Annotated in this window: 3 protein-coding genes; 1 reads left to right on the forward strand and 2 read right to left on the reverse strand. The window is 70.3% G+C overall.

Features of this window, described 5'->3' with window-relative positions:
- Window positions 1-144: 144 nt before the first annotated feature.
- Entirely contained in the window at window positions 145-2,742 is a 2,598-nt protein-coding gene (locus ACFWY9_RS36075; RefSeq protein WP_378330421.1) for a bifunctional FO biosynthesis protein CofGH, read from the reverse strand.
- 153 nt (window positions 2,743-2,895) lie between these two features.
- On the opposite strand from ACFWY9_RS36075, the gene ACFWY9_RS36080 reads away from it, so the two are divergent.
- Complete coding sequence (locus ACFWY9_RS36080) at window positions 2,896-4,494, forward strand: transposase (RefSeq protein ID WP_378330458.1); 1,599 nt, start codon at window positions 2,896-2,898, stop codon at window positions 4,492-4,494.
- Here the strand turns inward: ACFWY9_RS36080 and ACFWY9_RS36085 are convergent.
- Window positions 4,491-5,243, reverse strand: coding sequence for an SDR family NAD(P)-dependent oxidoreductase (locus ACFWY9_RS36085; protein WP_378330420.1), 753 nt, complete (start codon window positions 5,241-5,243; stop codon window positions 4,491-4,493). The two genes, ACFWY9_RS36080 and ACFWY9_RS36085, sit on opposite strands and share 4 nt — an antisense overlap.
- Window positions 5,244-5,588 lie beyond the last annotated feature (345 nt).

Raw genomic sequence — 5,588 nt, forward strand, 5'->3', positions numbered from 1 at the left:
CGCGGCCCCCGCGCGCCCACCCTTTCTTTTGTGCGCCCCCCCCCGCGGGGGGGGCGGGGTGTCAAAACCACCGCCCCCCCCCCCCCCCGCGGGGTCTTGCCCCCCCAGGGGGGCCCAACCCGCAGCCCTTGGTGGCGCCGAGGTTTACGGCGTCAGCAGCGGCAGCAACGGTTTGCGCACCGCCGTCGCCACCCCGTCCGACGCGGCCGCGGCGGCGATCCTCTCGTCCGAGGGGACGCCGTAGTCCGTGGTGCGCTGCCGCAGCGGACGGCCCAGCGGCTCGACCATCGCGCGCATGTCGCTGATCGTCTTGTACGAACCGTTCGCGGCACCGGCCATCCGGCTGATCGTCTCCTCCATCAGCGTCCCGCCGATGTCGTTGACGCCGCCCTGCAGCACCGCCCGGCTGCCCTCTTCGCCGAGTTTCACCCACGAGGACTGGATGTTGTCGATCATCCCGTGCAGCAGTACCCGGGCCAGCGCGTGCACCGCGCGGTTCTCCCGCGGCGTCGCACCCGCGCGAGCGAGCCCGGCGAGGTAGATCGGCGAACTCTGGTGGATGAACGGCAGCAGCACGAACTCGCTGAACCCGCGCTTGCCGTGTTTCTCCAGGCCTTCGCGCTGCAGCCGCGCCAGCAGCTTCAGGTGCGCGACCCAGTGCGCGGGCGTGTCGACGTGGCCGTACATCATCGTCGACGTCGTCGGCAGGCCGACCTCGTGCGCGGTCGTCACGACCTTGATCCACTCCGACGTCGGCAGCTTGCCCTTGGTCAGCACCCAGCGGACGTCGTCGTCGAGGATTTCCGCCGCCGTGCCCGGCAGCGAGTCGACCCCGGCCTCCTTCGCGCGGATCAGCCAGTCCTTCAGGGACAGATTGGTCCGCGAGGCGCCGTTGACGACCTCCATCGGGCTGTAGGAGTGCAGGTGGATGCCCGGCTGCCGACGCTTCACCTCGGCCGCCAGGTCGAAGTACGCGGTGCCGGGCAGATCGGGGTGGATCCCGCCCTGCATGCAGATTTCCGTCGCGCCCGCGGCCCACGCCTCGTCGACGCGGTCGCCGACCTGCTCCAGCGAAAGCGTGTACGCGTCGGCGTCGGTGCGGCGCTGGGCGAACGCGCAGAACCGGCAGCCGGTGTAGCAGACGTTGGTGAAGTTGATGTTCCGTGTGACGACGAACGTGACGTCGTCGCCGACGGTCTCGCGGCGCAGGTCGTCGGCGATCTTCGCGAACGCGTCGAGTTCGGCGCCGTCCGTGTGCAGCAGCGCCAGCGCTTCGTCGTCGGACAGCCCGGCCGGGTTCTTTTCCGCGCTGCGCAAGGCATCCCGGACGTCGACGTCGAAGCGTTCCGGCGCGGACTTGATGTTCGCGCCGATCTCCTTCCAGTCGCCGTACACCGAGTCGAAGTCGCTTCGACGGTCTTCGGTGCGCCCGGTCGTGTCGATTTCGGTGTGCAGGTCGGTGCGGCCGGCCTGCTCCCAGCCGCCGTCGGGTTCCTGCCAGGGGATGCCCTTCGGGATGGCCTCTTCGAGTGCGAGCCCGGTTTCCGGCTCGGTCAGCGCGGCCAGGTGCTCGCCGATCCGCGGGTCCAGCCACGGCTCGCCGGTCTTGACGTACTCCGGGTACACCGGCAACCGTTCGCGCAGCGTGAACCCGAGCTCCTCGGTGTGCCGGCGCAGCTCGTCGACACCGGGCCAGGCCATCTCCGGGTTTACGTGGTCCGGGGTCAGCGGCGACACCCCGCCCCAGTCGTCGATCCCGGCCTTCAGCATCTTCTCGTACTGGCGGCCGATCAGGTTCGGCGGCGCCTGGATGCGCATCTTCGGCCCGAGCACCAGCCGCGCGACCGCGATGGTGGCGGCCAGCTCGTCGAGGTCCGCGTCCGGGGTGGCGCGCATCTTCGTGTCCGGCTTGGCGCGGAAGTTCTGCACGATGACTTCCTGGACGCTGCCATAGGTCCGCGCGACCTTGCGGATCGCGAACAACGCGTCGGCGCGCTCCTCGTGCGTCTCGCCGATGCCGATGAGGATGCCGGTCGTGAAGGGCACCGAGCTGCGGCCCGCGTCCTCCAGCACCCGCAGCCGGACCTCGGGATCCTTGTCCGGCGAACCGTAGTGCGGCTGGCCCTTCTCGGTGAACAGCCGCTTCGACGTGGTCTCCAGCATCATGCCCATCGACGCGGAAACCGGCTTGAGCCGCTGGAAGTCCTGCCAGCCGAGCACACCGGGGTTGAGGTGCGGCAGCACGCCGGTCTCCTCCAGCACCCGGATCGCCATCGCGCGGACGTAGGACAGCGTGTCGTCGTAGCCGTGCGCGTCGAGCCAGTCCTTGGCGGCCTTCCACCGGTCTTCGGGGCGATCGCCGAGGGTGAACAGCGCCTCCTTGACGCCCAGCTCGGCGCCCTTGCGGGCGATGTCCAGTACCTCGTCCGGTGACAGGAACGGCGACTCGACGCGGCCCGGAACGGTCGCGAAAGTGCAGTAGCCGCACCGGTCCCGGCACAGCCGGGTCAGCGGGATGAAGACCGACTTGCTGTAGGTGACGACGCCGGGGCGGCCGGCCTGGGCGAGTCCGGCGTCGCGGACACGGGAGGCGTGCTCGGACAGCGTCACGAGGTCGTCGCCGCGCGCGTGCAGCAGCACGGTGGCTTCGGCGGCGTCGAGGGTCTTGCCGTCCCGCGCCCGGGCGAGCGCGCGGCGCATCGCCGTGGCGGTGGGGGTGTTCACGTCAGCATCGGGTGCCATTCCCGTCACGCTAGGAGCGCCGGGCCACGACCGGCCAGTCCGTAATCGCCTGGTGTCTCACCCGAACGTGATGCCGCACCGTTTTTCCAGCTCAGGGGCCTGCAAAGGTTGTCGATCTCCGATCCGGGCGGTATTACCTAAAGTGTGGCTTCGGTGATCGGCAAGCGCATCGGCGGGCGGACGTACTACTACCTCGCGGAGTCCGCCCGCGTCGACGGCGCACCGCGTGTGGTGACCCAGCGTTACCTCGGCACGGCCGAGGAGATCGCCCGCGCCGTGCCGGGTGACGCCGCCCCGGACAGCGCACGGCATCGCTCCTATGGAGACGTCGCCGCGGTGTGGGCCACGCTGCGACGGCTCGACTTCGTTCGCCGGGTGGACGCCGTTTTCGGGCCTCAGCGCGCGAAGACCACGCTCGGCACGCGGCTCGCGATCGCCGTCCTGCACCAGGCGACCGCTCCGGCCGCCCCACTCGGCGAATGGTGGGCGGGCTCGGCGGCGGAAGACCTCGTCCGGCCGCGTCCACCGAGGTCGGCGCTGACCACGACGGCGCACTGGAAGGCACTGGGGCGACTGACGCCGGAGCGCGTCACCGCCGTCGAAAGCACGATCGCCGAAGCCGTGCTCGGCCTCCTCGGCGACGGCACCGCCGCGCTCGCCGTCGACGTCGCGCAGTTCGCCTCGTTCACCGCGGCCGACTGCACCCTGCCCTCGGCCTGCCAGGACGCGCTCGCCGGGCTCGGCCTCGTCGTCACCCGCGACGGCGCGATTCCGTTGGCGTCACGGGGATATCGCCGGGACGGCGGTGCGACGCCGACGTTCGCGGACCTGGTCGAAAACCTCCGCTCGCGGTATCCGGCCGCCGACGTCACGCTCGTGTTCCACGCCGGCCAGGCCGCACAGCTGGACCTCGGCGCGCGTAGCGGTTTCGTCGGATCCCTGCCGCTGGCAGCACATTCCGACCTGCTGGCGCAGCCCGCTTCCGCGCGCAAACGTGTCGACCCCGAACGCTTCGCCGGACTGACCGCATTGGACACCCTGGCCGTCGTCGACGGCGTCCGCCGCAGGGTGATCCTGACCCACTCCGCGACCCTGCACGCCGCGCAGTCCCGGGCGTTCGCGGACGAGCTGAGCACCGCCACCCGCGAACTCGACGGGCTCGCGGCCGCCCTCGCCGCGGGCACGCATCGCGGCGACCGGTCCCAGATCCACGCCGAGGTCGGCCGGATCACCAGGGGACGCCGGGTCGAACGCGCGCTGTCGACGACGCTGACCGGGTCGAAGTCCGGCGAGATCCGGCTGACCTGGCGCATTGACGACGCCGCCGTGGCCCGGCTGGAGGAGGAGTACTTCGGCAAGCAGGTCCTGGTCACCGACCACGACTGGCCGGTCGCCGAGGTCGTCACCGCCTACCGCGCCAGGACCCACCTGGAATCGACGTTCCGCTGGCTGACCGGGCCCGCGGTGACCGGGCCGACCCCGCGCTGGGAGTGGACGCCCGGGCGTATCGCCGTGCACACGCTCGTCTCCGTCCTCACCGCCACGGTCACCCACCTCATGCGCCGCGAGGCCGACCTCGCCGGGATGAACCTCTCGGTGCGGGAACTGCTGGAGCAGCTCGGCGGGATCGGCGAGACCGTGCTGCGGTATCCGTCGACCGGGGGACGGCCGCGGACGCGCCGGATCCTGACCGACCGGGATCCGGCGCAACAGCGGCTGTGGGAGATCTTCGGACTCGGCGACGCCGTCTAGTCGCGGTGGACCTGGAGCGCGGAGAAGCTCTGGACCACCGGCATCAGCTCGATCACGTTGACGTTGACGTGCGCCGGCTGCGCCGAGGCCCAGTACACGGACTCGGCCACGTCGTCGGCGGTCAGCGGAGTCGTGCCCTCGTACACGGCGTCCGCCTTGCCCTGGTCCCCGTCGAACCGGACCTTCGAGAAGTCGGTGCCACCGGCAAGGCCGGGCTCGACGACGGTGACCCGCACGCCGGTCCCGTGCAGGTCACTGCGCAGGTTCAGGCTGAACTGGTGCACGAACGCCTTGGTCGCGCCGTAGACGTTGCCGCCGGGGTAGGGGTACTTCCCCGCGACCGAGCCGACGTTGATCACGTGCCCGCGTCCGCGGTCGACCATCCCGGGCAGGACCGCGCGGGTGAGGTGGACAAGCCCCGTGATGTTCGTGTCGATCATCTGGTCCCAGTCGGCGAGCTTGGCCCGGTGCGCGGGCTCGAGCCCCTTGGCCAGCCCGGCGTTGTTGACCAGGACGTCGATCTCCCGCCAGCCCTCGGGAAGTCCCGCGACCACCGTCTCGACGGCGTCCGGGTCCTGCACGTCCAGTACGACCGGCAGGACCGCGTCGCCGAGTTCGGCCTTGAGCGCGGTCAGCTTGTCCTCGCTCCGGGCGGCCGCGACGACCCGGAAGCCCTCTTTGACGAACCGGCGCGCGATGGCGGCGCCGAACCCGGCGCTCGCGCCGGTCACGAATGCGGTCTGAGACATGCCGCCAGGCTAGGCGACCGGGCCTCGTCCGTCGTTTCATACCCGCTGACCTGCGGTGATCTTGTTAAGGCACCCCCCTGTTCCGGGCTGTTTTCGGGCGTGTAATGTTCTCTTCGTCGCCAGGGAGACCGGGCGGCCGACCGGGACACGAACCAAGCTCTCGCCTAGGGCGATTGAGTGGGTGTTCCACCAAAAACTGCTAGGAATGACCGCCTCGATGACGGCCGTGTGTTGTGTGGCTGGGGTTGTGGTGTGTTGCTTGAGAACTCAACAGTGTGCTAGTGAACTAAGCCAGTAGAGCTTATTGTTTGAACCCCTCCTCGTGGGGGTTCCTTTGAGGATATG

Source organism: Amycolatopsis sp. NPDC059027 (assembly GCF_042739735.1).
GTDB lineage: Bacteria > Actinomycetota > Actinomycetes > Mycobacteriales > Pseudonocardiaceae > Amycolatopsis.

Excerpts from the sequence above, each read along its gene's own strand:
- ACFWY9_RS36075 (WP_378330421.1), bottom strand. The coding sequence starts at position 2,742 with ATGGCACCCGATGCTGACGTGAACACCCCCACCGCCACGGCGATGCGC.
- ACFWY9_RS36085 (WP_378330420.1), bottom strand. The coding sequence starts at position 5,243 with ATGTCTCAGACCGCATTCGTGACCGGCGCGAGCGCCGGGTTCGGCGCC.